Origin of the sequence: Bradyrhizobium sp. A11 (genome assembly GCF_042077125.1) — a bacterium.
GTDB classification, from domain to species: Bacteria; Pseudomonadota; Alphaproteobacteria; order Rhizobiales; family Xanthobacteraceae; genus Bradyrhizobium; species Bradyrhizobium japonicum_B.
Genome location: NZ_CP149509.1, coordinates 6,187,782 through 6,210,792, shown reverse-complemented (window position 1 = coordinate 6,210,792; position 23,011 = coordinate 6,187,782). Strand labels below are relative to the sequence as shown.

Annotated in this window: 25 protein-coding genes; 16 read left to right on the top strand and 9 right to left on the bottom strand. The window is 66.2% G+C overall.

From position 1 onward, the window contains the following. The first annotated feature begins 50 nt into the window (after nt 1–50). The 6 genes from WI560_RS29220 (at nt 51) to WI560_RS29195 (ending at nt 4,131) form a co-directional block, all read left to right on the top strand. Entirely contained in the window at nt 51–245 is a 195-nt protein-coding gene (locus WI560_RS29220; RefSeq protein WP_028134126.1) for a twin transmembrane helix small protein, read from the top strand. A gap of 1 nt (nt 246) precedes the next feature. Next, nucleotides 247–819 (top strand): cob(I)yrinic acid a,c-diamide adenosyltransferase, encoded by a 573-nt coding sequence (locus tag WI560_RS29215; RefSeq protein WP_375305941.1) that lies wholly within the window; start codon nt 247–249, stop codon nt 817–819. A gap of 126 nt (nt 820–945) precedes the next feature. Next, nucleotides 946–1,695: an electron transfer flavoprotein subunit beta/FixA family protein gene (locus tag WI560_RS29210; RefSeq protein WP_257179542.1), complete on the top strand. Its 750-nt coding sequence runs from the start codon at nt 946–948 to the stop codon at nt 1,693–1,695. Then, complete coding sequence (locus WI560_RS29205) at nt 1,695–2,639, top strand: electron transfer flavoprotein subunit alpha/FixB family protein (protein WP_375305940.1); 945 nt, start codon at nt 1,695–1,697, stop codon at nt 2,637–2,639. Before WI560_RS29210 ends, WI560_RS29205 begins: the two co-directional genes overlap by 1 nt. Before the next feature lie 196 nt (nt 2,640–2,835). Then, complete coding sequence (locus WI560_RS29200) at nt 2,836–3,717, top strand: 3-hydroxybutyryl-CoA dehydrogenase (RefSeq protein ID WP_028134130.1); 882 nt, start codon at nt 2,836–2,838, stop codon at nt 3,715–3,717. A 219-nt stretch (nt 3,718–3,936) separates the two neighbouring features. After that, nucleotides 3,937–4,131: a hypothetical protein gene (locus WI560_RS29195; RefSeq protein ID WP_142250949.1), complete on the top strand. Its 195-nt coding sequence runs from the start codon at nt 3,937–3,939 to the stop codon at nt 4,129–4,131. Nucleotides 4,132–4,136: 5 nt separating this feature from the next. Here the strand turns inward: WI560_RS29195 and WI560_RS29190 are convergent, their stop codons facing one another. After that, complete coding sequence (locus tag WI560_RS29190; protein ID WP_375308936.1) at nt 4,137–4,802, bottom strand: TlpA disulfide reductase family protein; 666 nt, start codon at nt 4,800–4,802, stop codon at nt 4,137–4,139. 101 nt (nt 4,803–4,903) lie between these two features. Here WI560_RS29190 and argH point away from each other — a divergent pair, with 101 nt between their 5' ends. The 3 genes from argH (at nt 4,904) to lysA (ending at nt 7,973) form a co-directional block, all read left to right on the top strand. Further along, nucleotides 4,904–6,307, top strand: a complete 1,404-nt coding sequence (gene argH, locus WI560_RS29185; RefSeq protein WP_375305939.1) for an argininosuccinate lyase — start codon at nt 4,904–4,906, stop codon at nt 6,305–6,307. An 86-nt stretch (nt 6,308–6,393) separates the two neighbouring features. After that, complete coding sequence (locus WI560_RS29180) at nt 6,394–6,684, top strand: lipoprotein (protein ID WP_375161937.1); 291 nt, start codon at nt 6,394–6,396, stop codon at nt 6,682–6,684. A gap of 23 nt (nt 6,685–6,707) precedes the next feature. Then, nucleotides 6,708–7,973, top strand: a complete 1,266-nt coding sequence (gene lysA / locus WI560_RS29175; RefSeq protein WP_375305938.1) for a diaminopimelate decarboxylase — start codon at nt 6,708–6,710, stop codon at nt 7,971–7,973. Between the two features lie 187 nt (nt 7,974–8,160). On the opposite strand, the gene WI560_RS29170 is transcribed toward lysA, so the two are convergent. Continuing rightward, the gene (locus tag WI560_RS29170) at nt 8,161–9,066 is read right to left on the bottom strand and encodes an NAD(P)-dependent oxidoreductase (protein WP_375305937.1); all 906 of its coding nucleotides are present in this window, start codon (nt 9,064–9,066) and stop codon (nt 8,161–8,163) included. A 230-nt stretch (nt 9,067–9,296) separates the two neighbouring features. Next, entirely contained in the window at nt 9,297–9,680 is a 384-nt protein-coding gene (locus WI560_RS29165; protein ID WP_091891246.1) for a carboxymuconolactone decarboxylase family protein, read from the bottom strand. A 177-nt stretch (nt 9,681–9,857) separates the two neighbouring features. Here WI560_RS29165 and WI560_RS29160 point away from each other — a divergent pair, with 177 nt between their 5' ends. Next, entirely contained in the window at nt 9,858–11,831 is a 1,974-nt protein-coding gene (locus tag WI560_RS29160; protein WP_375305936.1) for a TIGR02302 family protein, read from the top strand. After that, nucleotides 11,819–12,961 (top strand): DUF4175 family protein, encoded by a 1,143-nt coding sequence (locus tag WI560_RS29155; RefSeq protein WP_375305935.1) that lies wholly within the window; start codon nt 11,819–11,821, stop codon nt 12,959–12,961. Before WI560_RS29160 ends, WI560_RS29155 begins: the two co-directional genes overlap by 13 nt. A 285-nt stretch (nt 12,962–13,246) precedes the next feature. Here WI560_RS29155 and WI560_RS29150 read toward each other — a convergent pair whose 3' ends face one another. Continuing rightward, the gene (locus WI560_RS29150; protein ID WP_028134140.1) at nt 13,247–13,621 is read right to left on the bottom strand and encodes a response regulator; all 375 of its coding nucleotides are present in this window, start codon (nt 13,619–13,621) and stop codon (nt 13,247–13,249) included. Between the two features lie 44 nt (nt 13,622–13,665). Further along, nucleotides 13,666–14,544, bottom strand: coding sequence for an MJ0042-type zinc finger domain-containing protein (locus WI560_RS29145; RefSeq protein ID WP_375305934.1), 879 nt, complete (start codon nt 14,542–14,544; stop codon nt 13,666–13,668). A gap of 200 nt (nt 14,545–14,744) precedes the next feature. On the opposite strand from WI560_RS29145, the gene ftsE reads away from it, so the two are divergent. From ftsE to WI560_RS29125, 4 genes are all read left to right on the top strand, one after another. Next, nucleotides 14,745–15,404 carry a cell division ATP-binding protein FtsE gene (gene ftsE, locus WI560_RS29140; protein WP_018646542.1) on the top strand — a complete coding sequence of 220 codons (660 nt, stop codon included), beginning with the start codon at nt 14,745–14,747 and terminating at the stop codon, nt 15,402–15,404. Then, on the top strand, nt 15,397–16,365 hold the full coding sequence (locus WI560_RS29135; RefSeq protein ID WP_375305933.1) for a cell division protein FtsX: 969 nt from the start codon (nt 15,397–15,399) through the stop codon (nt 16,363–16,365). The genes ftsE and WI560_RS29135 overlap by 8 nt, the downstream gene beginning before the upstream one ends. Nucleotides 16,366–16,437: 72 nt before the next feature. Continuing rightward, on the top strand, nt 16,438–17,142 hold the full coding sequence (locus WI560_RS29130; protein WP_375305932.1) for a YdcF family protein: 705 nt from the start codon (nt 16,438–16,440) through the stop codon (nt 17,140–17,142). 47 nt (nt 17,143–17,189) lie between these two features. After that, nucleotides 17,190–17,960, top strand: a complete 771-nt coding sequence (locus WI560_RS29125; protein ID WP_257176290.1) for a 1-acyl-sn-glycerol-3-phosphate acyltransferase — start codon at nt 17,190–17,192, stop codon at nt 17,958–17,960. On the opposite strand, the gene WI560_RS29120 is transcribed toward WI560_RS29125, so the two are convergent. Continuing rightward, nucleotides 17,957–18,565, bottom strand: a complete 609-nt coding sequence (locus tag WI560_RS29120; RefSeq protein WP_375305931.1) for a gamma-glutamylcyclotransferase — start codon at nt 18,563–18,565, stop codon at nt 17,957–17,959. The two genes, WI560_RS29125 and WI560_RS29120, sit on opposite strands and share 4 nt — an antisense overlap. A 110-nt stretch (nt 18,566–18,675) precedes the next feature. On the opposite strand from WI560_RS29120, the gene WI560_RS29115 reads away from it, so the two are divergent. Next, nucleotides 18,676–19,860 carry a DUF2125 domain-containing protein gene (locus tag WI560_RS29115; RefSeq protein WP_375305930.1) on the top strand — a complete coding sequence of 395 codons (1,185 nt, stop codon included), beginning with the start codon at nt 18,676–18,678 and terminating at the stop codon, nt 19,858–19,860. A 123-nt stretch (nt 19,861–19,983) separates the two neighbouring features. Here the strand turns inward: WI560_RS29115 and WI560_RS29110 are convergent, their stop codons facing one another. From WI560_RS29110 to WI560_RS29100, 3 genes are read right to left on the bottom strand one after another with little or no spacing between them, the layout of a single operon-like run. Continuing rightward, a complete protein-coding gene (locus tag WI560_RS29110; protein WP_375305929.1) occupies nt 19,984–20,919 on the bottom strand; it encodes a prephenate/arogenate dehydrogenase family protein in 936 nt (311 codons plus the stop codon). Beyond that, on the bottom strand, nt 20,916–22,013 hold the full coding sequence (gene hisC, locus WI560_RS29105) for a histidinol-phosphate transaminase (protein ID WP_375305928.1): 1,098 nt from the start codon (nt 22,011–22,013) through the stop codon (nt 20,916–20,918). The genes WI560_RS29110 and hisC overlap by 4 nt, the downstream gene beginning before the upstream one ends. Nucleotides 22,014–22,049: 36 nt before the next feature. Continuing rightward, a complete protein-coding gene (locus WI560_RS29100; protein WP_375305927.1) occupies nt 22,050–22,898 on the bottom strand; it encodes a chorismate mutase in 849 nt (282 codons plus the stop codon). Nucleotides 22,899–23,011: the final 113 nt, after the last annotated feature.

The window sequence follows — 23,011 nt, the reverse complement described above, 5'->3', positions numbered from 1 at the left end:
ACGAAACTGAGGAGATGGCGGACCGGCGCGCACGGTGTTATCACCCCCCAATGGCATCTCTCCTGACGACTTTCATCCTGCCGGCGGCGGCCGGCGCCGTGGCCCTGGTGCTGCTGCTCGGCCTCATCAACATGATGCGCGGCGGCTCGCCCAACACCTCGCAGAAATTGATGCGCTGGCGCGTGCTGCTCCAGTTCGTGGCGATCATCATCGCGATGCTCGCGGTCTGGGCGATGGGGCGCTGACATGGTCGTATTGAACCGCATCTACACCAAGACCGGCGACGACGGCACGACCGCGCTCGGAACCGGCGAGCGGCGTCCGAAATACGATCTGCGCATCGAGGCCTATGGCACCGTCGACGAGACCAACGCCGCGATCGGTGTGGTCAGGCTCCATACGCAAGACCTACCCGAGCTCGATGCGATGCTCGGCCGCATCCAGAACGATCTGTTCGATCTCGGCGCCGATCTCGCGGTGCCCGAGCGCGAAGGCAAGGCGGAGCGCCTGCGGGTGGTGGCGAGCCAGGTCGAGCGGCTCGAGCGCGACATCGACGCGCTCAACGACAAACTTGCCCCGCTCACCTCGTTCGTGCTTCCCGGCGGCACGCCGGCTGCGGCCCATCTCCATGTGGCGCGCACGATATGCCGCAGGGCGGAACGGGTCATCGTGGAACTGGCGGCCCGGCCCGGCGAGCCGGTCAGCGCAGCTGGCATCCAATATATGAATCGCCTCTCGGACTTCCTGTTCGTGGCCAGCCGGACCGCCAACGGTAATGGCGCCGGTGACGTGCTTTGGGTTCCCGGCCAGAACCGTTGACCATCGCGCCGTCCGCATTTCAGGAGGCCAAATTTAGGCCCGTTCGCGCGTTGACCGGGGCAGATCAGGCCTTTAGGTTCCGCGCCAGTTGATAACCCCCCTCCCAAATTGAGTGAAAGAGGATCGATGAAGGTCTTAGTGCCGGTAAAGCGGGTGGTCGATTACAACGTCAAGGTCCGCGTCAAGGGCGATGGATCGGGCGTTGAACTCGCCAACGTCAAGATGTCGATGAACCCGTTCGACGAAATCGCGGTCGAGGAAGCGCTGCGCCTGAAGGAAGCCGGCAAGGCGACCGAGGTCGTGGTGGTCTCCATCGGGCCGGCGCAGGCGTCGGAGACGATCCGCACGGGTCTTGCCATGGGCGCCGATCGCGGCATCCTGGTGAAAGCGGAAGGCGCGGTCGAGCCGCTCGCTGTCGCCAAGATCCTGAAGAAAATCGCGGAAGAAGAGCAGCCGGGTCTCATCATCCTCGGCAAGCAGGCGATCGACGACGATTCGAACCAGACCGGCCAGATGCTGGCTGCACTGCTCGGCTGGTCGCAGGCGACGTTCGCCTCCAAGCTCGAGGTTGAAGGCTCCGGCTTCAAGGTGACCCGCGAAGTCGACGGCGGCCTGCAGACCGTGCAGCTGAAGGGACCGGCGATCGTCACCACGGATCTCCGTCTCAACGAACCGCGTTACGCCTCGCTGCCCAACATCATGAAGGCAAAGAAGAAGCCGATCGCGGAGAAGACCGTCGCCGATTACGGCGTCGACATTGCCGCGCGTCTCGAGGTCCTCAAGACGACTGAACCTGCGGGCCGCAAGGCCGGCGTCAAGGTCAAGGACGTCGCCGAGCTGGTGTCGAAACTCAAGAACGAAGCCGGGGTGCTCTGATGACGACGCTTCTGATTGCCGAACACGACAATGCGTCGCTCAAGGACGCCACCAACAAGGCCCTGACCGCAGCTAGCGCGCTCGGCGCGGATGTCGAGGTTCTCGTTGCCGGCCAGAACGCCAAGGCCGCGGCCGATGCCGCTGCCAAGCTCGCCGGCGTGAAGAAGGTGCGGCTCGCCGACGGCGACCTCTATGCGCACGATCTTGCCGAGCCGCTGGCCGCGCTGATCGTCTCGCTGGCGTCCGGCTATGACGCCATCGTCGCGCCCGCGACCTCGCGCTTCAAGAACGTGATGCCGCGCGTCGCCGCGCTGCTGGACGTCATGCAGGTCTCGGAGATCATCAAGGTGGTCGCCCCTGATACCTTCGAGCGCCCGATCTATGCCGGCAACGCCATCCAGACGGTGAAGTCGAAGGACGCCAAGAAGGTCATCACGGTGCGGACCTCGACCTTCGCCGCTGCGGGCGAGGGCGGCAGCGCGCCGGTCGAGGCCGTTCAGGCTGCGGCCGATCCCGGCCTGTCGACCTTCGTCGGCGAGGAGGTCGCCAAGAGCGATCGTCCCGAGTTGACCTCGGCCAAGATCATCGTTTCCGGCGGCCGTGCCATGCAGAGCCGCGAGAATTTTGCCAAGTACATCGAGCCGCTCGCTGACAAGCTCGGGGCCGGTGTCGGTGCTTCTCGCGCGGCGGTCGACGCCGGCTATGCCCCGAACGACTGGCAGGTCGGCCAGACCGGCAAGGTCGTGGCGCCCGAGCTCTATGTCGCCATCGGCATTTCCGGCGCCATTCAGCATCTGGCCGGCATGAAGGACTCCAAGGTGATCGTCGCGATCAACAAGGACGAGGACGCACCGATCTTCCAGGTTGCCGATTACGGCCTGGTCGCCGACCTCTACCAGGCGGTTCCGGAGCTGACGGCCGAACTCGGCAAGCTCGGCAAGTAAATGACGTCGAAAACACCGGCCGGAGGTATAAACTCCGGCCGGTGTTGCTTTTTTGAGCCGTTTTCTTGGCGTGGGGCACGCCTTCGGCGCGATCCAATCTAGGTTTCGAGCCAAGGTTCTGATTAAATCGGACCTCCCGGCTCAAGGGGTAGTGGCAAGCGCGCGTCGCGCGGTTCCGGTGGATGACAATATGGCGATGGCGGCAGTGATCAAGAAGGTCGGCGTGATCGGCGCGGGTCAGATGGGCAACGGCATCGCGCATGTCGCGGCGCTCGCCGGCTTCGACGTGGTGCTCAACGACATCTCGGCCGACCGCCTCAAGTCGGGCATGGCCACCATCAACGGCAATCTGGCGCGCCAGGTCTCCAAAAAGGCAGTTTCCGAGGACGACAAGGCCAAGGCGATGGCGCGCATCACGCCGGCCGAAAAGCTCGACGACCTCGCCGATTGCGACCTCGTGATCGAGACCGCGGTGGAGAAGGAAGAGGTCAAGCGCAAGATCTTCCACGAGCTCTGCGCCGTGCTGAAGCCGGAGGCAATCGTCGCCTCCGACACGTCCTCGATCTCGATCACGCGGCTTGCCGCCGCCACCGACCGGCCCGAGCGCTTCATCGGCATTCACTTCATGAATCCGGTTCCGCTGATGGAGCTGGTGGAACTGATCCGCGGCATCGCCACCGACGATGCGACCTTCGAGGCGTCCAAGGAATTCGTCGCCAAGCTCGGCAAGCAGGTCGCGGTCTCCGAGGATTTCCCGGCCTTCATCGTCAACCGCATCCTGTTGCCGATGATCAACGAGGCGATCTACACGCTGTATGAAGGCGTCGGCAATGTCGAGGCGATCGATGCTGCGATGAAGCTCGGGGCACACCATCCGATGGGCCCGCTCGAGCTCGCAGATTTCATCGGGCTCGATACCTGCCTCTCCATCATGCAGGTGCTGCACGAGGGCCTCGCCGATTCCAAATACCGCCCGTGCCCGTTGCTGGTGAAGTACGTCGAGGCCGGCTGGCTCGGCCGCAAGACCCAGCGCGGCTTCTACGATTACCGCGGCGCCAAGCCGGTTCCGACGCGATAGAGGCGGTCTCGTGCCCCGGACGCTGCGCAGCGCGTCAGCGATGCGCTGCAGAGCCGGGGCCCAGCAGCCAAGCGCACGCTGAGACATGGGTCCCGGCTCTGCGGTGCGTCACTTCGTGTCGCACCTTGTCCGGGACACGGCTACTTCACTCCATCCGTGTCATTTCATGTCCCATTAACCTCTCGCGCCTAGGTTACGGCCGGTACGAGGGTTCGCGTAATGGACATGATGGCAATGGTCAGCACCATGCTGGCCGCTCAGCAAGGCGCGCTGCAGTCGAATATTGCGGCGACGCTCAGCAAACAGAACGCGGATATGGAGAAATCCACCGTCCTGACGCTGCTCGGCGCCGGCCAGCCCTCGCTCGCCAATGTCGGCCCTGGTGTCGGCGGCAATCTCAACGTCACCGCCTGATATAGTCAGAGCGCTGCAGCGGCCTTGCCCGTTGCCGCCCGGATCAGCTTGAGCGCGTCCTCGCTCGCCCATTCCGCCGGCCCCGCGATCGTCGCGATCTCGCAGCCCTGCGGATCGACCAGCACCGAGGTCGGCATGCCCAGAGCCCGGCCTATGGCCTTAAGGTCCTGAAAAACCTTGGCTTTCTGATCACTAAAATAGCTGAGCCTGACCAGGTTGGCCTCTTTCAGGAAGTTTTTCGGCTTCTCGGGGTCGCGGGTGTCGATATTGATCGCCACCACCTCGAAATTCGGGCCTGACAGCTTGCCCTGCAGCTCGTCCAGCGCCGGCATTTCCTTCCGGCACGGCACGCACCAGGTCGCCCAGAGGTTCACCAGCAGCGTCTTGCCGCGGAAGTCCGACAGCTTCTTAGGCTTGCCATCGGCGTCCTCGAAAGCGAGGTCGGGCAGCTTCAGCGGCGCGCTCGCCATGGCCAGCGCCGCCACCTCGCCATGGGCGAGCGGGGCGATCTTCTGCGCCGTCGCCACCGCCGGCCGACAGGTCGGATCGCCTGCGGGCGAGCGGCCGAGGCCCAGCCCGTACAGCGCGGCAAAGCCGGCCAGGCCGCCGATCGCCACGACGGCGATCACGAGGGGGACCCGGCGCGTGGCCGAGGGCTTCTGGTCGAGCATATCGTTTGTCATCCGGTCGCAGATATGGCTATCAGGGGCCTCTTAATACGGCTGGCGGCGGCCGGCAAACGTGCGGCAAATCAAGGCGTGAGCAGGGGATCATGAGCAACAAGATGTGGGGCGGCCGGTTCTCGGAACGTCCCGACGAGATCATGGAAGAGATCAACGTCTCCATCGACGTCGATCGTCACCTCTACGCCCAGGACATCGCCGCCTCCAAGGCCCACGCTGCGATGCTCGCCAGCCAAGGCATCATCACGGGTTCTGATGCGAAAAATATCGCCAGGGGTCTAGACACGATTTTGTCAGAGATCGGCAAGGGCGGCTTCGAGTTCAAGCGCGCGCTCGAGGACATCCATATGAATGTCGAGAGCCGCCTGTCCGAGCTGATCGGCCCCGCCGCCGGCCGGCTGCACACCGCGCGTTCGCGCAACGACCAGGTCGCGACCGACTTCCGTCTCTATGTCCGCGACATCGTCGACGAGACCGATGCGGCGCTCGCGGCGTTCCAGCAGGCGCTGGTCGAGCGTGCGCTGGAGCACGCCGCAACCGTGATGCCCGGCTTCACGCATCTGCAGACCGCACAGCCGGTGACCTTCGGCCATCATCTGCTCGCCTATGTCGAGATGGCCGCGCGCGATCGCGGCCGGTTCCAGGATGCGCGCAAGCGTCTCAACGAATCTCCGCTCGGCGCCGCCGCGCTGGCCGGCACCTCGTTCCCGATCGACCGCCACGCCACCGCGAAGGCGCTTGCCTTCGACCGCCCGATGGCGAACTCGCTCGATGCCGTCTCCGACCGCGACTTCGTGCTGGAGACGCTGTCGGCGGCCTCGATCTGCGCCGTGCACATGTCGCGCTTTGCCGAGGAGATCGTGATCTGGACCTCGCCGCTGGTCGGCCTTGTCAGGCTCAGCGACAAGTTCACCACGGGATCCTCAATCATGCCGCAGAAGCGCAATCCGGATGCCGCCGAGCTCGTGCGCGCCAAGACCGGCCGGGTCATCGGCGCGCTCAACGGCCTCCTGATCGTGATGAAGGGCCTGCCGCTCGCCTATCAAAAGGACATGCAGGAGGACAAGCAGGGGGCCATGGAGGGCTTTGCCGCGCTGTCGCTCGCGATCCGCGCCATGACCGGCATGGTCCGCGATCTCGTTCCCGACGAAGCCAAGATGAAGGCCGCTGCCGGCGAGGGCTATGCCACCGCGACCGATCTCGCCGACTGGCTGGTGCGGACGCTGAAGATGCCGTTCCGCGAGGCCCATCACGTCACCGGTCGCATCGTCGCCAAGGCGGCCGAGGGCGGCGTGGCGCTGCACGAGCTGTCGCTGAGCGAGATGCAGGCGATCGAGCCTGAGATCACCAAGGACGTGTTCGGCGTGCTCTCGGTGGAATCGTCGGTGAAGAGCCGCACCAGCTTCGGCGGCACCGCGCCGAAGAACGTGGCGTCCCAGGCCAAGGCCTGGGCGAAGCGGCTGGAAAAAGAGCGAAAATCGGGCCGAGGGTAAAATTTCGCTGATGTTTCATGGTCATCCGGCTCTCGCCAGAGCGCGCCAATCTCTGTATGGTGCGGCCGCGTAGTGGGGATTTCGTCGTGACGTCAAAGTTTCGCCCGGCCGGTTCGGGGTGGGCCATCATTGTCTTGAGCCTGACGGCGCTCGCGCTTGCCGGCTGCGGCCGCAAGGGACCGCTCGATCTGCCGCCGACCGCCAATGCGTCCACGGTCAACGGTGCCGCGCCGGTTGATACCGAGACCGAAGCGCAGAGGACGCCGAGCGTGTTCAACCCCACCTCCGGTGCGGATGCCGCGCCCGCGGCGGCCAAGGGCCGGAAGAAATCGTTTATACTCGACCCGCTCCTGGACGAACCTCCCGGCAAGAAATGAGCCGGGATAACCGAGCCTAAGCCATGAACCATTTCGACTACCGCAACGGCGTGCTGCACGCCGAGGCGGTGAACCTGTCCGAGCTGGCCGCGACCGTCGGCACGCCGTTCTATTGCTATTCGACCGCGACGCTGGAGCGGCACTATCGCGTCTTCGCGGATGCCTTCGCCGGCGAGAAGGTGCTGGTCTGCTACGCCATGAAGGCGAACTCGAACCAGTCGGTGCTGCGCACGCTGGCCAAGCTCGGGGCCGGCGCCGACGTGGTCTCGGGTGGTGAGTTGAAGCGCGCGCTGGCCGCCGGCATTCCCGCCAGCAAGATCGTGTTCTCCGGCGTTGGCAAGACCGAAACGGAGCTCCGCGCCGCGCTCGCCGCCGACATCCTCTGCCTCAACGTCGAATCCGAGCCCGAGCTCGAGCTGCTGTCGCGGCTTGCGACCGAGATGGGCAAGACCGCGCGGATCTCGCTCCGCGTCAACCCCGATGTCGATGCCGGCACCCACGCCAAGATCTCCACCGGCAAGTCCGAGAACAAGTTCGGCATCCCGATCGTGCACGCCCGCGAGGTCTATGCCCGCGCGGCCAAGCTGCCGGGCATCGAGGTGACCGGGACCGACGTGCATATCGGCAGCCAGATCACCGACCTCTCCGGCATGGAGACCGCGTTCCGCATCCTCTCCGAGTTCGTGCAGACGCTGCGCGCCGACGGCCACGACATCTCCCATGTCGATTTCGGCGGCGGCCTCGGCATTCCCTACGACATGAACCGCGAGGCGCCGCCGGAGCCGGCCGCGTATGCCGCCATGGTCAAGCGGGTCAGCCACAATCTCGGCTGCACGCTGATGTTCGAGCCAGGCCGCATGATCGTCGGCAATGCCGGCATCCTTGTCGCCAAGGTGATCTATGTGAAGCACGGCGACGGCAAGAATTTCGTCATCATCGATGCTGCGATGAACGACCTCATTCGCCCGACGCTGTACGAGGCCCATCACGACATCCTGCCGGTGAAGCAGCCCGCCAGCGGCGCCGCCACCATCATCGCCGACGTCGTCGGCCCGGTCTGCGAGACCGGCGACTATCTCGCGCTCGACCGCACGCTGCCGACGCCCGCGCCCGGCGATCTCCTCGCCATCATGACCGCAGGTGCCTATGGCGCGGTGCAGGCGGGCACGTACAACACCCGGCCGCTGGTGCCGGAGGTGCTGGTGAAGGACGATCAGTACGCCGTGGTGCGCCCGCGCATCGAGGTCGAGCAGCTCATTGCGATGGACAAGCCGGCGCCGTGGCTGTGAGGCGGTGAGAGGCGGCACGGCGCTTCAACAGATTCGGTGTCGTCCTCGCGAAGGCGGGGACCCATAACCACAGGGCGCGTTTGTCGCGCGAAGCTGATCACTCCGAGTCTTCGCAAAACATCTTCCTGTGATTATGGGTCCCGGATCTGCGCTTCGCTTGTCCGGGACGACAGCGGAGAATGTCGCGCTACTTCCCCGCCAATCCTCCCTTCCCACCAACGATAACCCCCGCCTTCGTCTCGATCGGCTTGATCGCCGCGGTGAAGTCGGACTCGGCGCCTTCCGCCGCTATCACGGTTTCCCACAACCGCCCGACCGCGTCGGCGACCTCCATCGACAGGCCGAGCCGCTTCATCTCCTCCAGCGCCAGCCGCACGTCCTTCACCATCAGTCCCGTGGCGAAGCCGAAATCGAAGCTGCGCGGCAGCACCGAGCGGGGAAACTTGTCGCGGCTCGCCGTGTTCATGCCCGAGCCGGCATTGATGACGTCGATCATCACGGCGGGGTCGAGCCCGGCCTTGACGCCCATCACCACGGCCTCCGACGTCGCCACGATCGCTGTGGCCGACAGCAAATTGTTGGCGAGCTTCATGGTCTGTGCCGACCCCGGCTTCTCGCCGATGAAGAACACTTTTCCGATCACGTCGAGGACGGGCTTGAGCAGATCGAACTCCACTTTCGGCCCCGACACCATCACCGCCAGCGTGCCCTTCTCGGCGCCGCCGACGCCGCCGGAGACGGGGCAGTCGATCTGCACGATGTTGCGCTTGGCGAGCAGGCCGTGAATCTTCACGGCCATCGCCGAGCCGACGGTGGAGAGGTCGACGAAGCGTCTTGCCCGGCTGCCCTCGATCACGCCGTTCGCGCCCGTCGCAACCTCGAGCGAAGCCTGCAGCGAGGGCAGGCTCGCCATCACGGTCTCGACCTGGTCGGCGACGTCCTTCGGCGATGTTGCAGCCGTCGCGCCGAGGGCCACGAGCTTGCCCGTGACCTCCTTGCGCGTGTCGAACACGACGAGCCTGTGCCCCGCCTCGATCAGCCGCCGCGCCATCGGGAAACCCATGTTTCCGAGGCCGATGAATCCGATGTCCATGGTGTTTCCTTTTTTCTTCTTCGTTGTCGTGAAAAGCGCTTGTTGCATCCCCGCTGTCGTCCCGGACAAGCGCGCCCAAAGCGCGCGCAGATCCGGGACCCATAACTCCAGGGAGGAGCCGTTGCACGAAAGCTCACCCGGAGTGCCCGTAGCCACATCGTCCTGTGGCTACGGGTCCCGGGTTCGCGCTCCGCGCGCCCCGGGACGACAGCGGAGATTGGCGCTGCATCTCACGCCTTGCCGTCGATCTCCGAAAACACCTCGCGCGCGATGCGGAAGCTGTCGACCGCGGCGGGCATGCCGCCGTAGATCGCGACCTGCATCAGGATCTCGCGGATCTCCTCGCGGGTGACGCCGTTGGTCAGCGCGCCCTTCAGATGGGCGCGGAATTCGTGCTGGCGGTTGAGGATCGCGATCATGGCGATGTTGAGCATGCTGCGGGTCTTGCGCGGCAGCTCCTCGCGGCCCCACACCGTGCCCCAGCAATATTCGTTCAGCATCTCCTGGAACGGACGGTTGAAGTCGTCGACGTTCTTCAGGGCGTTGTTGACATAGGCCTCGCCCAGCACCGCTTTGCGGACTTCCAGGCCCTTGTCGTGCATCTTCTTGTCCATGGCGTTTCCCTTGCTTTCCTTGCGTTCCCTGAGGTGGCGCGCGGAAATTACGGGGTTGGGCCGGGCCAGTCACGTCCTCGTGTTATGCGGGAAAAGGGGTATCTCCCGTACCGGAACGGATGCCTCAGTGCTGCCGTTGTGATAGGCTTCTCTCTACCGGGCAACCTGGAGAGTTGATTGAACGGCGTCACCGACCCGTCAGACCCGATCCGCAACAGTGATGCTCTGTCGCCGATCCGCAACAGTGATGCTCTGTCGCGGCTGAAGCTGGCGCAGGCCCTGGACCGGGCCCTCTATGCCATCGCGTGGGAGCGTGCCTGGCCACATCTGGCGCGGCTTCTTACCGTCGTCGGCCTGTTCCTGGTGGTGTCCTGGGCCGGCCTCTGGCTCGCGCTGCCCTTCATCGCCCGTGCCATCGGTCTCGTCGTTTTCGGCGGCATTGCGATTGCGGTGCTGTTGCCCCTGATTCGCTTCCGCTGGCCGAGCCGCGAGGAGGCATTGAGCCGGCTCGACCGTGGCTCCGGTATCCGTCATCGTCCGGCCACGACGCTGACGGACACGCTGTCCTCGCAGGATCCGGTTGCACAAGCACTGTGGCAGGCGCAGCGCGAACGCACGCTGGCCTCGATCAGGCGCATCCGCGCCGGTCTGCCCCATCCGCGGCTCGCGCTGCACGATCCCTGGGCGCTGCGCGCGCTGGTCATGGTGATGCTGGTCGCGACCTTCTTCGCCGCCGGCGACGAGCGCGCGATGCGGCTCGGCGCCGCCTTCGACTGGAATGGCGTGCTGGCGCCAGCCAATGTTCGCGTCGACGCCTGGGTGACGCCGCCGCTCTACACCGGCAAGCCGCCGGTGATCCTGTCGACCGCCAACAAGGAGGCCGCGGCGCTGCCCGCCTCCGGTCCGCTTGCCGTTCCCGCCGGCTCGACCCTGATCGTGCGCTCCTCCGGCGGCAGTCTGGACGTCACCGTCTCCGGCGGCCTCAAGGAGGTCGCCCCTGCGGAAGCCGCGCCCAAGGGAACCAACGAGAAGCATTTCACCATCAGCGCCGACGGCACCGCGCATGTGCGAGCGCCCTCCGGCCAGCCACAATGGGCGTTCGCGGCCACGCCGGACCGTGCGCCGACGATCGTGCTCGCCAAGGATCCCGAGCGCCAGGCGCGCGGGGGCCTCCAGCTCTCCTACAAGATCGAGGACGATTACGGCGTGACCGGCGCCGAGGCGCAGATCGGCTTGCGCCCCGACGACGGCAAAAATGCCGCTAAGGATGGCAGCAAGGAGTCCGACAGCAAGGCCGCGCCGCGGCCGCTGTTCCAGCCGCCGCAATTCCCGCTCGTGCTGCCGAACGCGCGCACCCGCAACGGTGTCGGCCAGACGGTGAAGGACCTCAGCGAGGATCCCTATGCCGGCGCCGACGTCACCCTGACGCTCACCGCCAAGGACGAGGCCGGCAACGAGGCCAGAAGCGAACCGTTCAACATGCGCCTGCCCGAGCGTCTCTTCACCAACTCGCTGGCGCGCGCGCTGATCGAGCAGCGCCGCATCCTCGCGCTCGACGCCAACAGGAATTCGGACGTCTACACCGCGCTTGACGCCCTGTTGATCGCGCCCGAATTGTTCACGCCGGACGCCGGCTGCTATCTCGGCCTGCGCAGCCTCGCGACCCAGCTCGAGGCCGCCCGCACCGACGATGCCCTGCGCAACGTGGTGGCGAGCATGTGGGCCTTCGCGGTCACCATCGAGGACGACGGTGTCGCCGGCAGCGTCAACGCCGCGCTGCGCTCGGCGCAGGATGCGCTCAAGGCGGCGCTGGACCGCGGTGCCAGCGAGGACGAGATCAGGGTGCTGACGCAGAAGCTTCGCGAGGCCATGGCCGGCAAGGTGCGCGATCTCGCGCGGCGCGCCGAACAGAATCCGCTCGGCGCGCGGCAGCCGTTCCCCGCCGAGGTACAGCTCATCCTCGACAAGGCGATCGAGCTGCGACAGAAGACCCAGAATGCGACGCCCGAGCAGCTTGCAGACCTGGCGCAGCAGCAGGACACCTTGCGCGAGCAGCTTCAGGCCTATCGGAAGTCGGCCAACAGCCGTGCCAACAAGGCGGGGGACGACAGGACCAACCAGTTTACGCGGGACCGGAAATGCGGAAGCTAGCACGCGTGCCAGTCTTGCGGGCGATGTCGATCGCCTGCCTCGCCTTCCTGTTGGGGAGCGTGAACCCCGTCGTGGCCCAGCAGGACCAGGACCCCGATGCCCTGCTCGACAGCGCCGAAAAGGCGATGCAGGAGTCCGGCGACAGCCTCAGGCAGAAGGAATCCGGCAAGAGCCTGGGCAATCAGTCCGACGCCATTCAGAAGCTCGAGGAATACAAGCGGGCCACGGAGCGGAGCCAATCCTCCAGTCGCGATCGCAACGTCCTGACGCAACGCGATCTCGACGACCTGCTGCGGCAGATCGAGAAGGCGGCGCGCGAGGGCAATAAGGAGGCGGCGCAGCGCCTGCTCGAGCAGCTCGCGCAGATCATGGAAAATCTCCAGATGGCGCAGCCGGGGCAATCCGGCGAGAGCGAGATGGAGCAGGCGCTCAACGAGCTCAGCGACATGATCCGCAAGCAGCAGCAATTGCGCGACAAGACGTTCAAGCAGGGCCAGGATTCCCGGCGTGACCGCTCGCGCGGCAAGCAGGGCGATCAGTCGATGTCTGACCTCCAGCAGGATCAGCAGTCGCTGCGCGACCGTCTGAAGAAGCTGCAGGACGAGCTGGCCAAGCGCGGTCTCGCCCAGAAGGGACAAAAGGGCCAGAAGGGGCAGCAGGGTCAGAAAGGCCAGCAGGGCGACCCCGGTCAGAGCGGCGATCAGGACGGCGACCAGGGCGATGACGACGGCAGCCTCGACGCCGCCGACGGCGCCATGGGCGATGCCGGCTCGAAGCTCGGCGAGGGCAATGCCGACGGTGCCGTGGACTCGCAGGGCAAGGCCCTCGAGGCGATGCGCAAAGGCGCTCAGAAGATGGCCGAAGCGATGCAGCAGGGCGACGGCGACGGGCAGGGCGATGGTCCCGGCAATCGGGCCGGCCGCCAGCAGAGCGGCGGCAATCAGACCGATCCGCTGGGACGCCCGCTTCACGGCCGCGATCTCAGCGACGACTACACCGTCAAGATCCCCGGCGAGATCGACGCCCAGCGCGTCCGGCGCATCCTCGAAGAGCTCCGCCGCCGCTTAGGGGACAGCTCGCGCCCGCAGATCGAGCTCGATTACATCGAGCGCCTGCTGAAGGATTTTTAGCGCGCCGTATCCTCGTCATTGCGAGCGCAGCGAAGCAATCCAGAATCTTTCCGTGCAGGGGCGCTGGATTGCTTCGTCGCAAGGGCTCCTCGCAATGACGACGTGGTGGCATTGCGCGTCAGTCTACGACCGTCACCCTGAGGCGCTCGCCTCTTCGGCGAGCCTCGAAGGGCGACGGCCCGGCTGGCAGCTCGGCCGCGCATCCTTCGAGGCTCTCCATGCGACGCGGGGAGTCGCACGGTTCGCGCCTGAGGATGACGGGTCAGGTGCGGGTGTGTTGAGGGGTTAAGCCTTCTTCGCCGCCAGTGCGTCCGCCACGGCGGTGCGGATGTCGGCGACCGAGAACGGCTTTGTCACGACGTCGTGCACCAGCGCGTTGAGGTTCGAGGCGCGCTCGCGCTGGTCGGCAAAGCCGGTCATCAGCAAGATGGTCAGATCGGGAAAGTCGCGCGCGGCGGAGAGCGCCAGCGCGATGCCGTCCATGACGGGCATCTGGATGTCGGTGAGCAGCAGGTCGAAGGCGCCGTCCTCGCGGCTCAGGATCTCCAGCGCCTCGGCGCCGTCTTGCGCGGTGACGGTCTCGTGGCCGTCCATGGCAATGGCGCGCGCCACCAGCGTGCGCATCGAATCCTCGTCGTCGGCGATCAGGATTTTCGGCATGAGAGGAACCTTGGGATCAACTCCGCGCGGGCTTGCGAGGCTGATTATACGCTGCCGCCGGCAATGTCGCGCCGGTTGAAGAAGCGGACGTCGATATTGCGGCCCTCCGGCGGCGGCGAGGCGAGACGCGAGCGAAAGAACGCGCGCTCGCCGGGCCGCAGCACGGTCTGCTCCAGCACCGTATTCCAGGCGTAGATCTCCGCTCCTTGGGCGTCGCGCACGGCAAAGCGCAGCCGCGGGATGTCGAGCGGCTTCTTGCCCTCGCCGACGATCATGCCCTCGATCACCAACACCTGCTTACCGTCCACGGTCTCGCTGGACAGCTTCACGTCCTTGAAGGCGAGGCCCCGCAGGTTCACCTCGAGCCCGACCAGCTTGTAGAATGCCGCCGTCTGCGGCAGCAGCCGGACCATGTCGCCGCGCCAGATCACCAGCGCCAGCACCAGCGCGCCCATGGCGGCACAGGCGGTCGGCAGGCCGAAATAGGATTTTCGCGGCGCAGCATTGGCCGCGGGGCGGCTGACCCGCGCACCGCGGCGGCGGAACAGGCCGCGGAACCACGAATGGTGCTGCGCGCCGGCGACCTCTTGCTCGGCCTCGCGGGCTGCCGCCGACCACTCGTCCTCGGTTTCCCTGGCTTCTTCCTCGGGCCAGTCACTGGCGATCGAAGGGCTGTCGACGACAGGCGCATCGGTGGCACTGTCGTCCGCGGCATAGGAATTCCACTGCTCGGCGAGGTCGGACTGGTCGTCAGCCTGGCTGGCTGCCGCCATGGCCGGGACGGACGCCTCCTCGATGGCATCCTCGGCATGGGCGATCCAGGTCTCCTTGCAGCGGGAACAGCGGACCGCCCGCCCGTTCGCCCCAAGGCTCGCGAGCTTGATGGCGTAGGATGTCATACAATGGGGGCAGACGATATGCATGGACGAGCCTTGATGCATGAACCAGGATTGAACGAGCTCTTGCCCCTGACCCCGTCGGAAGAACCGGGCGGCCAGGATGCTGCCAATATGCTACTGGCCGACCGTTAACGAACCGGAAACCATAACGGCGGCAAAACCCGTTGATCGCGCTGGCGGAGCGCAGCCACGCGACCCGCGCCCCCTCTCGAACGGAGCTGAACTTGGTTCGGTTCGAAAATGTCGGATTGCGTTACGGCCTGGGGCCGGAGATCCTGCGCGACCTCAGCTTCCAGATCCCGGCGCACTCGTTCCAGTTCCTCACCGGCCCGTCGGGCGCCGGCAAGACCTCGTTGCTGCGCCTGTTGTTCCTGTCGCATCGGCCGACGCGGGGCCTCGTCAATCTGTTCGGCCACGATATCTCGCAGCTCGGCAAGGACGAGATCGCGGACTTGCGCAAGCGCATCGGCATCGTGCTCCAGGATTTCCGCCTGCTCGATCACATGACGACCTATGAGAACGTCGCGCTGCCGTTCCGCGTCATGGGCCGCAGCGAGTCGAGCTACCGCAAGGAGGTGATCGACCTGTTGCGCTGGGTCGGGCTTGGTGACCGCATGGACGCACTGCCGCCGATCCTGTCGGGCGGCGAGAAGCAGCGCGCGGCGATCGCGCGCGCCGTGATCTCGCGGCCGCAGCTGCTGCTCGCGGACGAGCCCACCGGCAGCGTCGATCCGACGCTCGGACGCCGCCTGCTGCGGCTCTTCATCGAGCTCAACAAATCGGGCACCGCCGTCATCATCGCGACCCACGACATCGGCCTGATGGACCAGTATGAGGCGCGGCGGCTGGTGCTGCACCAGGGACGGTTGCACGTCTATGAGTAGGACCGACGAGCGCGGCGTGCTGGTCGACCTCGGGCAGGAGCGTCCGCAGCTGCCGGCCAAGGCGCGCAACATGTCGCCGATCGTGCCGCGCGCCTCGATCCAGGGTCGGGCCCTGGTCGCCGTCGTCGCCATCATGACCTTCCTGGCGTCGATGGCCACGGGCACCGTGCTGCTGGTCAGCGCCTCCGCCGCGGAATGGCAGTCGGACGTGGCGAGCGAGATCACCATCCAGGTTCGTCCGCAAGCCGGGCGCGATCTCGAACGTGACACCGCAGCGGTGACGGAGGCGATGCGCGCGCAAGCCGGCGTCGTCGAGGTCAAGCCGTTCAGCAAGGAGGAGAGCGGCAAGCTGCTCGAACCCTGGCTCGGCACCGGGCTGTCGATGGACGATCTGCCGGTGCCGCGCATGATCATCGCGCGCGTGCAACCCGGCACGCCGCTCGATCTCGAGGCCCTGCGCGCTCGGGTGAACCAGGTCGCGCCGAGCGCCAGCGTCGACGATCATCGCGCCTGGATCGAGCGGATGCGCTCGATGACCAACGCCACCGTGCTCGCCGGCCTCGGCATCCTCGCGCTCGTCATCGTCGCCACGATCATCTCCGTCTCGTTCGCGACCCGCGGCGCCATGGCGGCGAACCGCCCGATCGTCGAGGTGCTGCACTTCGTCGGCGCCGGCGACCGCTACATCGCCAATCACTTCCTGCGTCATTTCCTCAGGCTCGGCCTCGAGGGTGGCGTGATCGGCGGCGGCGCCGCCATGCTGGTGTTCGGCTTCTCCGAGTCGATCGCCGGCTGGTTTTCCGGTACTCCCGTCGGCGACCAGTTCGCCGCGCTGCTCGGCACCTTCTCGCTGCGGCCATCCGGCTACATCGTGCTTGCGGTCCAGGCCGTGCTGATCGGCGCCATCACCGCGGTGGCCTCGCGCCAGACGCTGTTCGCGACCTTGAACGACGTCGACTAGGGTTGAGATACCGGACTCCACTTCGCCTCAAAACATCCTAAAATCAGTCAGGGAAGGGATCACCGACATCGCATGACCTCGCCGACCGACGATCGATCGCCGAAATTGCCGCGCGGCTGGCTGCGCGCGGCAATCGTGTCGGCGATTGCGCTGGCCTTCGTCGGCGCCGCGGCGGGCTTCGTCGCGTTCCTGGCGCAATTGCGCGGCGCCGAGATCGCACCGAGCCGCAAGGCTGACGGCATCGTGGTCCTGACCGGCGGCTCCTCGCGGGTGTCGGATGCGATGGCGCTGCTCGCCGCCGGTTACGGCAGGCGACTGTTGATCTCCGGCGTGCACCCGACCTCGACGGCGAACGACATCTCCAGGACATTGCCGGAGAACCAATCTTTCATGACCTGTTGCGTCGATCTCGACCGCACCGCGCTCTCGACCCGCGGCAACGCGGCGGAGGCGCGGCGCTGGGCCGAGGGACGCCGCTTCAAGTCGCTGATCGTGGTCACTTCGAACTACCACATGCCGCGCGCGCTGGTGGAATTCTCGCACGCGATGCCCGAGACGGCGCTGATCCCGTTCGCGGTGGTCGGCGACAAATGGCGCGAGGAGCCGTGGTGGACTTCGCCGTCCACCTTGCGGCTGCTGCTGTCGGAATATGTCAAGTACCTCGCGGCCGAGGTCAGGGTGCGGCTGGAGGATTTCGGGATTGACCTTTGGCCCGAGATATCGGAGCAGCCTGCAGGCCGGCAGCTAAAGCGGCCCGCCACCGCCCAAGCCAATTGACATGCCAATTTGAGACGCCAATTGACCGGCAAATTGATGGACCGTCGATGTTCCTGATTTTCCTGCGCTCGCTCGTGTTCAACGTGCTGTTTTACGCCGTGCTGGTATGCCTCGCGATCGTGGCGCTGCCGACCTTCGCATTGCCGCCACGCGCCATGCTGACGGTCGCCGAATGGTGGGCGAAGGCGACGCTGGTCCTGATGCGGGTGGTCTGCAACATCAAGGTGGAATTCCGGGGGACGGAGAAGATTCCGCAGGGGCCGTTGGTGATCGTGGCGAAGCACCAGTCGTTCTGGGAGACCTTCGTGCTGCCGGGCTTCTTCGACCGCCCGATCTTCATCCTCAAGCGTCAGCTGATGCAGATCCCGGTGTTCGGCCAGTTCCTGGTCAAGACCGGCATGATCGCGATCGATCGCAATGCCGGCGTGAAGGCGCTCCTGGACATGACCCGGCGGGCGCGCGAGGCGGTGCGCAGCGGCCGGCAACTCGTGATCTTTCCGGAAGGCACGCGCCGCGCGCCCGGCGCGCCGCCGGATTACAAGACAGGTTTTGCGCAGATCTATTCGTCCTGCGGCGTGCCGTGCCTGCCGGTCGCGCTCAATTCCGGCCTGTTCTGGCCCCGCCGCACCTTCATGCGCTATCCCGGCACGCTCGTGGTGGAGTTCCTCGATCCGTTGCCGCCGGGCCTGCCGAAGGACGAGTTTCTCTCCCGCGTGCAGACGGCCATCGAGGATGCGACCGGCCGCCTCGTCGAAGCTGGCCGCAAGGAGCAGGAGCAATTGATCGGCTCGGCGCCGAGCTACGCGCCGACGGGCTAGCGGCTTTCGCGGTCTTCGTTTTGACTCGCGTGCAGGGAATGCGCATCGCCATGCAGCATCAATGCAAGCTGGTGCAGCTGCGCGTCGCGAAAGCCTTCGGCCTCGATCGCCTTCACCGTCGCGGTGACATAGTCGCGGTTGGCGCCCGACTGGCCATGGCCCTGGAGGACATGACGGTGCTGCTCGGCGAGCGAGAGACGGCCGGCATATTGCGCATGGCCGCGGTCGACGACATAGGCGAGCGCGGAGACGCGCTGGCGCGCGTCGTTCTCCAGCCACACCGAACGCATCACCTCGCGATAGACCGAGGTGACCTGCTCGCGCGCGCGCAAGTAAGCGACGACCTCGGTGCGGTTCTTTTCAGCGACGCGGAAGGCGATGCCGCGGCAGGCGCCGCCGCGATCGAGCCCGAGCACAAGGCCCGGCTTCTCCGGCGTCCCGCGATGCACGAAGGAATAGACACAGAGCGCACGATGCTCGCCCACCAGCCGCGCCGGGACGCGCTCCTCGAAGTCGAAGCCCGGCCGCCACATCAGCGAACCGTAGCCGAACACCCAGAGGTCGCCTTTGGCGGTGGTGACGGAGGGGAGGGTGATTTCCGACATTTCGGGCACGGCTACCAGAATGAAGGTCCCAAGCGAAGCGAATTCTCCGCCTTTCGCCGCAGCCGCACCACGCTTACATTTGCCTGAATCTGGGATCAAAGGGTCGCCGCATGTCCAATATGACCGTTGCCGCAGGCCGCCGCTCCCGTTGGGGCCTTTTCGTCGCACCCATTCTCGTCGTGATCCTCGCCGTCGCGTGGAGTTGCTTCTGGTTCTATGCGGCCTCGCGGGCCGAAACGGCCGCAGACGCCTGGCGGGCGCAGGAGGCCAAGTCCGGCCGCATCTATGATTGCGCCAAGCGCTCGATAGCCGGCTTCCCGTTCCGCTTCGAGATCCAGTGCTCCGGCGCCAGCGTGTCGCTGGTCTCGCAGAACGCAAGCAAGACGCCGTTCACGGCCAAGCTCGACAACATCCTGGTCGTCGCCCAGGTCTACGATCCCAAGCTTGTGATCGCCGAATTCTCCGCACCCGCGACGCTGACCGACGGCGTCACGCAAAACACCTTCGTGGTGAACTGGAGCAAGGGCCGCAGCAGCGTGGTCGGCCTGCCCTCGGTGCCGGACCGCGCCTCCATTGTGTTCGACGATCCCTCGCTCAACCGCCTCGACGGCAGCGTGCAGGTGCCGCTTGCGCGCGCCAAGCAGGTCGAGCTGCACGGCCGCCTTGCCGACGGCTCGCCGGCCGATCATCCCGTGCTCGAAACCGTGCTTCACGTCGCGCAGGGCAGCATTCAGGGCGTTCATCCCCTGCTCGCCGAGCCGTTCGAGGCGGACACGCGCGCCAGGGTCACCGGCCTTTCCGACCTCACGCCAAAGCCGTGGCCGCAGCGCTTCCGCGAGATGCAGGCCGCCGGCGGTCACATCGAGATCGTGCAGTCGCGGATCCAGCAGGGCGAGATGATCGCGGTTGCGGCCGGCACGCTCGGCCTTTCGGCCAACGGCCGGCTCGACGGCGAATTGCAGATGACGGTGACGGGCCTCGAACGCGTGATCCCCGCGCTCGGCATCGAGAAGATGCTGGAGGAGGGCGTGCCGCAGGCAACGCTCGACCGCGTCGCGCCCGGCGTGAAGTCGCAGGACCTCACCAATCTGTTCGGCGCGCTCGATCGCGCCGTTCCGGGCCTCGGCAAGGTCATCAAGCAGAATGCCAATGCCGGTGTCGCCGCCGGCATCAACTCGATCGGTACCGAGAGCACGCTCGAAGGCAAGAAGGCGCGCAGCTTCCCGCTGAAATTCGTCGACGGCGCGGTGCTGCTCGGCCCGGTCAAGGTCGGCCAGATCCCGTCGCTGTATTGATAATTTTCAGTCTCGTCATTCCGGGGCGATGCGCAGCATCGAACCCGGAATCCATTTCACCGCGTGCGCTGTGGCCCGATGGATTCCGGGCTCGCCCTTCGGGCGCCCCGGAATGACCGACGGCTACGGCTTCTTCAGCGCCGCAAGCGGCCGGCCGAAATCCGGCGCAGCCGAATCCTGGCCGATCTCGACGATGCCGCGGCGGATGGCGCGGGTGCGGGTGAAGTGATCGAACAGCGCCTCGCCGTCGCCGCGACGGATCGCGCGCGTGAGCTTGGCGAGATCCTCGGTGAAGGTGCCGAGCATCTCCAGCACGGCCTCCTTGTTGGCGAGGAAGACGTCGCGCCACATCGTCGGATCGGAGGCCGCGATGCGGGTGAAATCGCGGAAGCCGCCGGCGGAGAACTTGATGACCTCCGACTCCGTCACCTGCGCCAGCTCGTCGGCGGTGCCGACGATGGTGTAGGCGATCAGATGCGGCAGATGGCTGGTGATGGCGAGCACGAGATCGTGATGGTCCGGCGTCATCACCTCGACCTTGGCGCCCATCGCCGCCCAGAACGCCCGCAGGCGGTCGGTCGCCGCGGCATCGACGCCTTCGGGCGGGGTCAGGATGCACCAGCGGTTGATGAAGAGCTCGGCGAAGCCAGAATCCGGCCCCGAATGCTCGGTGCCCGCGACGGGGTGCGCCGGCACGAAATGAACGGTCTTCGGCAGATGTGGCGCCATGTCCCTGACGATGGCGCCCTTCACCGAGCCGACGTCGGAGACAACAGCGCCGGGCTTCAGATGCGCGGCAATCTCCTGCGCCACCGGCCCGCAGGCGCCGACGGGAATGCAGAGGATGACGAGATCGGCATCCTTCACCGCTTCCGCATTGGTCGCCACCACCTTGTCGACGATGCCGAGCTCCATCACCCGCGCCCGCGTCTTCTCCGAGCGCGCGGTGGTGACGATCTCGCCGGCCAGGCCCTGGAGCTTCGCAGCGCGCGCGATCGAGCCGCCGATCAGGCCGAAGCCGATCAGCGCGACGCGCTGGAAGTGCGGATCAGCATTCATGTGCCGCCCATGAAGTCGTGCAAGGCCTCGATCACGAGACGGTTGGCCTCCTCGGTGCCGATGGTCATGCGCAGCGCATGCGGAAGGCCGTAGTTCTTCAGCGCGCGCAGCACGAGGCCCCGCTTGGTCAGGAAGGCGTCGGCGTCGTCAGCAGTCTTGCCCTTGTCGGTCGGGAAGTGGATCAGCACGAAATTGGCGACGCTCGGCGTCACCTTCAGTCCGAGCTTGCCGATCTCCTCGGTGAGCCGGTTGCGCCAGGTCTCGGTGAACTGCTTCGACATCGCCTGGTGCGCGGTGTCCTCGATCGCGGCGACCGCGGCATGCATCGCCGGCGTCGACACGTTGAAGGGACCGCGGATGCGATTGACCGCGTCGATGATGTGCTCGGGGCCGAACATCCAGCCGATGCGCAGCGCAGCCAGGCCGTGGATCTTGGAGAAGGTGTGCGTCACCACCGTGTTCTCGGTGGTGGCGACGAGCTCGATTCCCATCTCGTAATCGTTGCGCGAGACGTAGTCGGAATAGGCGGCGTCGAGCACCAGCAGCACGTGCGAGGGCAGGCCGGCGCGCAGCCGCTTGACCTCGTCGAACGGCAGATAGGTGCCGGTCGGATTGTTGGGGTTGGCGAGCCAGACCAGTTTTGTCCGTGGCGTCACGGCCTTGAGGATGGCATCGACGTCGCAGGTGAGATCCTTCTCCTGCGCGATGACGTTCTTGGCGCCGACCGCCATGGTCGCGATCGGGTAGACCAGGAAGCCGTGCGTCGTGGAGATCGCCTCGTCGCCGTGGCTGAGATAGGTGTGGGCGAGCAGATTGAGGATCTCGTCCGAGCCGGCGCCGCAGATGATGCGGTTGGGGTCGAGCCCGAAGGAGCGGCCGATCGCCTCGCGCAGCACGCGCGAGGTGCCTTCCGGGTAGTCTTCCAGGTGGTCCGCCACGCGCTTGAACGCCTCGATCGCCTTGGGCGAGGGCCCGAACGGCGTCTCGTTGGCGGAGAGCTTGAACACCTTGCGGCCCGGTTCGGCGACCGGGCTCTTGCCGGGCGTATAGGGCGCAATATCGAGAATGCCGGGATTCGGCACGGGGCGGGACATCTTGAACTCCGAAAATGGCAGGGCGTGGCGCGTGGTTTACGATTTCGCCCCGGTCGGGGGCACCGTATAGCGCGTTGCGTGGCTGCCGACGAGGGCCACGGAGCGCACCGAGGCCCCCGCCTCGGTCAGGGCAGCCCTGATTTTGTCGATGCTGGTCGCGCTCGTGACCGAGACCAGCAGCGCCGCGCCGTCGAAGGCGGTGTCGGGCACCGCGACGATCTCGGCGAGCGGCGACAAGGCGCGCGCGACCTCGGCGTTCCAGCCCGACACACGCACGCTGAAGGTCTCGACCTCCGTGTCCAGGGCGCTGTCGGCGACGCGCGAGATCGCGAACACCGGCAGTGCGGCGGGATGGTCCGCACGCTCGACGAAGGGCATCCGCGCGATGATCTTCGGCGCGCCGGCGGCTTCCAGCTCCAGCCACCACGGCGTGCGGCTCGACGTCGCCGAGACCAGCGCCAGATCGCCCTTGGATCTCGCCACCGCCTCCACCGCGGCCTGCGCGCTGAAATGCGCGACGTAAGGCACCGTGAAGCCGAAATGGAAGCGCGCGGAATCGCGCATCGCCGGCTCGCTCACCGAGATGTCGGCATGCACGGAGAACGGCGCCTGCACATAGGTGAAGGTCGAGATGATGACGCGCCAGATGCTCTCGACCGTGTCGAGCGGCAGGATGCCGCGATGGCGCCGCACGAGGTCGCGCATCATGGCGGCCTCGCGCGCGGGCCGGAACGCCGAGCCGACCTCCTGGGTCTGCTTCACCTGGATCAGGCGGTCGATGATGTCGCCGCGCTGCATCAGCAGGCGATGCATGCCCTCGTCGATCGCGTCGATCTCCTTGCGCAGTTCCTGCAGCGATGGCGGCGCGGGTGGACGTTGGGACATGTCTGGCTGTCGATCGTTTCGAATGGGGAATGTCCTGATTAGGCAGTCGGGGCGGCGAAAGCAAAGAGAAATGACGTCCTTTCCGGGCGACGCGGCAGAGGCGAATTGAGCCG

What these genes read in the sequence shown, in the direction of transcription:
- WI560_RS29220 (WP_028134126.1), top strand. Translation starts at nt 51, where the DNA reads ATGGCATCTCTCCTGACGACTTTCATCCTGCCGGCGGCGGCCGGCGCC.
- WI560_RS29215 (WP_375305941.1), top strand. Translation starts at nt 247, where the DNA reads ATGGTCGTATTGAACCGCATCTACACCAAGACCGGCGACGACGGCACG.
- WI560_RS29210 (WP_257179542.1), top strand. Translation starts at nt 946, where the DNA reads ATGAAGGTCTTAGTGCCGGTAAAGCGGGTGGTCGATTACAACGTCAAG.
- WI560_RS29205 (WP_375305940.1), top strand. Translation starts at nt 1,695, where the DNA reads ATGACGACGCTTCTGATTGCCGAACACGACAATGCGTCGCTCAAGGAC.
- WI560_RS29200 (WP_028134130.1), top strand. Translation starts at nt 2,836, where the DNA reads ATGGCGGCAGTGATCAAGAAGGTCGGCGTGATCGGCGCGGGTCAGATG.
- WI560_RS29195 (WP_142250949.1), top strand. Translation starts at nt 3,937, where the DNA reads ATGGACATGATGGCAATGGTCAGCACCATGCTGGCCGCTCAGCAAGGC.
- WI560_RS29190 (WP_375308936.1), bottom strand. Translation starts at nt 4,802, where the DNA reads ATGCTCGACCAGAAGCCCTCGGCCACGCGCCGGGTCCCCCTCGTGATC.
- argH (WP_375305939.1), top strand. Translation starts at nt 4,904, where the DNA reads ATGAGCAACAAGATGTGGGGCGGCCGGTTCTCGGAACGTCCCGACGAG.
- lysA (WP_375305938.1), top strand. Translation starts at nt 6,708, where the DNA reads ATGAACCATTTCGACTACCGCAACGGCGTGCTGCACGCCGAGGCGGTG.
- WI560_RS29170 (WP_375305937.1), bottom strand. Translation starts at nt 9,066, where the DNA reads ATGGACATCGGATTCATCGGCCTCGGAAACATGGGTTTCCCGATGGCG.
- WI560_RS29165 (WP_091891246.1), bottom strand. Translation starts at nt 9,680, where the DNA reads ATGGACAAGAAGATGCACGACAAGGGCCTGGAAGTCCGCAAAGCGGTG.
- WI560_RS29155 (WP_375305935.1), top strand. Translation starts at nt 11,819, where the DNA reads ATGCGGAAGCTAGCACGCGTGCCAGTCTTGCGGGCGATGTCGATCGCC.
- WI560_RS29150 (WP_028134140.1), bottom strand. Translation starts at nt 13,621, where the DNA reads ATGCCGAAAATCCTGATCGCCGACGACGAGGATTCGATGCGCACGCTG.
- WI560_RS29145 (WP_375305934.1), bottom strand. Translation starts at nt 14,544, where the DNA reads ATGCATATCGTCTGCCCCCATTGTATGACATCCTACGCCATCAAGCTC.
- WI560_RS29135 (WP_375305933.1), top strand. Translation starts at nt 15,397, where the DNA reads ATGAGTAGGACCGACGAGCGCGGCGTGCTGGTCGACCTCGGGCAGGAG.
- WI560_RS29130 (WP_375305932.1), top strand. Translation starts at nt 16,438, where the DNA reads ATGACCTCGCCGACCGACGATCGATCGCCGAAATTGCCGCGCGGCTGG.
- WI560_RS29125 (WP_257176290.1), top strand. Translation starts at nt 17,190, where the DNA reads ATGTTCCTGATTTTCCTGCGCTCGCTCGTGTTCAACGTGCTGTTTTAC.
- WI560_RS29120 (WP_375305931.1), bottom strand. Translation starts at nt 18,565, where the DNA reads ATGTCGGAAATCACCCTCCCCTCCGTCACCACCGCCAAAGGCGACCTC.
- WI560_RS29115 (WP_375305930.1), top strand. Translation starts at nt 18,676, where the DNA reads ATGTCCAATATGACCGTTGCCGCAGGCCGCCGCTCCCGTTGGGGCCTT.
- WI560_RS29110 (WP_375305929.1), bottom strand. Translation starts at nt 20,919, where the DNA reads ATGAATGCTGATCCGCACTTCCAGCGCGTCGCGCTGATCGGCTTCGGC.
- hisC (WP_375305928.1), bottom strand. Translation starts at nt 22,013, where the DNA reads ATGTCCCGCCCCGTGCCGAATCCCGGCATTCTCGATATTGCGCCCTAT.
- WI560_RS29100 (WP_375305927.1), bottom strand. Translation starts at nt 22,898, where the DNA reads ATGTCCCAACGTCCACCCGCGCCGCCATCGCTGCAGGAACTGCGCAAG.